This window comes from Leptospira congkakensis, assembly GCF_004770265.1.
Lineage (GTDB): Bacteria > Spirochaetota > Leptospiria > Leptospirales > Leptospiraceae > Leptospira_A > Leptospira_A congkakensis.
The window spans coordinates 1-1,268 of record NZ_RQGQ01000012.1; the positions used below are offsets into that span (position 1 = coordinate 1).

General features: G+C 32.8%; 2 protein-coding genes. Both read right to left on the reverse strand.

All coding sequences use genetic code 11. From position 1 onward, the window contains the following. Window positions 1-30: 30 nt before the first annotated feature. A complete protein-coding gene (locus EHQ70_RS18755) occupies window positions 31-951 on the reverse strand; it encodes an IS3 family transposase (protein ID WP_135585524.1) in 921 nt (306 codons plus the stop codon). Further along, window positions 903-1,214 (reverse strand): transposase, encoded by a 312-nt coding sequence (locus tag EHQ70_RS08775; RefSeq protein ID WP_135585526.1) that lies wholly within the window; start codon window positions 1,212-1,214, stop codon window positions 903-905. The genes EHQ70_RS18755 and EHQ70_RS08775 overlap by 49 nt, the downstream gene beginning before the upstream one ends. Window positions 1,215-1,268 lie beyond the last annotated feature (54 nt).

The following is a 1,268-nucleotide window of genomic DNA, read 5'->3' on the forward strand; positions in this document are numbered from 1 at the left end:
TGGTATTCCCCGTTTATTTCGGACAATAAATTAAGCACATCGCTTTTCATATAACTTTCTAAATACAATAGGAGAAGTAAAGCCTAAAGTAGAATGGATTCTTTTTCGATTGTAGAATATTTCGATATAAAAGAAGAGATTCTTCTTTGCTTCTTCTATACTTTTAAATTTAACATGCCTAATGAATTCAGACTTTAACGTTTTGAAAAAGGACTCAGAAACTGCGTTGTCCCAACAATTACCTTTCCTACTCATACTTTGCTTCATCTTATTGTCATTCAATTTCATTCTGAATTCTTTCGAGGCATATTGAATTCCCCGATCAGAGTGAAAAATACAGTTTCGTTTTGGTTTATGAAGTTTAACCGCTTTATCTAAACACGAAATTAAAGAATTTGTTTCTAAGCTCTCACTTAAATCCCAGCCAACTATTTCCCTATTATACAAATCTATAATAGTTGTTAGATAAAACCATCTACCATTAATTTCTAGATAGGTAATGTCTGAACACCAAACACAGCCAGGCATTTTGCTTGTGAAATTCCTCTTTAATAAATTGGGCGATATACTTTTACCGTGATTTGACTTAGTGGTAGTGGGATGAAACTTTTTGACAGTTTTACTACGTAAATTAGCTATTTTCATCAAACGTTCCACTAGTTTCTTGTTACATAGATACCCCTTTGATAACAGAATTTTATGTATCTTGGGGCTTCCATAAATTTCAAATGACTCCGTATGAATTTGTTTTATCTCAGTAAGTAAGAGTAAATTAAATACTTTTCTTCTACTTAACTTTCGATTTTTCCAATTATAAAAACCACTCTTTGAGACTTCTAACGCCTTGCACATTTTCACCACTTTAAAACAGGATTTGTTATCTTTGATAAACTGATACTTTCCTATTTTTGTCGTGAGTCCTTTGTGAAAATGCCGATTGACTTTTTTAATATCTGAACCTCTTCTTCAAGTTGCTGGATTCGTTTCTCCTTTTCTTGAAGAATGGACTCAAATTCTTTTTTCCCCTGTTTAACTGGAACTGGACTAGTTTCTTTTTTGATTTCAGTCATATATTTATCTCTCCATTCCCTAAGAGTCGATTCAGGTATACCTAATTCGTCTGCAGTATATTTGGCTCTTCTTCCATTTTCTAGATAACGTTTTACCGATTCAATTTTAAACTCATAAGGATAGCCTCTTCTTTCGCGATTCATATTGCTCCTTCGCGAAGGCTTTATTTTAATGTCCAATTATTTGGGGGAATACCA

What these genes read in the sequence shown, in the direction of transcription:
- EHQ70_RS08775 (WP_135585526.1), bottom strand. Translation starts at nt 1,214, where the DNA reads ATGAATCGCGAAAGAAGAGGCTATCCTTATGAGTTTAAAATTGAATCG.